This is a genomic window from Streptomyces sp. GbtcB7, assembly GCF_019091445.1.
GTDB lineage: Bacteria > Actinomycetota > Actinomycetes > Streptomycetales > Streptomycetaceae > Streptomyces > Streptomyces mirabilis.
Map to the genome: position 1 here is coordinate 1 of NZ_JAGXJM010000201.1, position 334 is coordinate 334.

The 334-nt window shown below is 62.6% G+C and carries 1 protein-coding gene; it reads left to right on the top strand.

Annotated elements, in window-relative coordinates; genetic code table 11:
- Positions 1-186, top strand: a 186-nt coding sequence (locus KVT44_RS55840) for a PfkB family carbohydrate kinase (protein ID WP_254651247.1), incomplete at its 5' end; no start/stop codon positions are given.
- Between the last annotated feature and the right edge of the window lie 148 nt (positions 187-334).

The window sequence follows — 334 nt, forward strand, 5'->3', positions numbered from 1 at the left end:
GGTGCCGGCGACGCCTTTGTCGGCGGCTACCTCGCCGACCTCTGTGCCGGCGCGGACCCGGTCGAACGACTGATTACCGCGAATGCCGCGGGAGCGTTCGTCTGTATGAGTCCCGGCGACTGGGCGGGCCTTCCCGCACGCGCGGAACTGGGCCTTCTGGAGGCGCCCGATCCGGTAATCCGCTAACGGTGAGAGATAGCGGAACTTGAGATCATCAGCGCATGGGAATCTGGCATCGAAAAGATGCGGATAGACGTTCGTGGACAAGTCCTCCGGCAAAAGCGCGTCGGCGACATAAACCTTCGGACTCGACATCTAAGGGAGTAGACGAGCC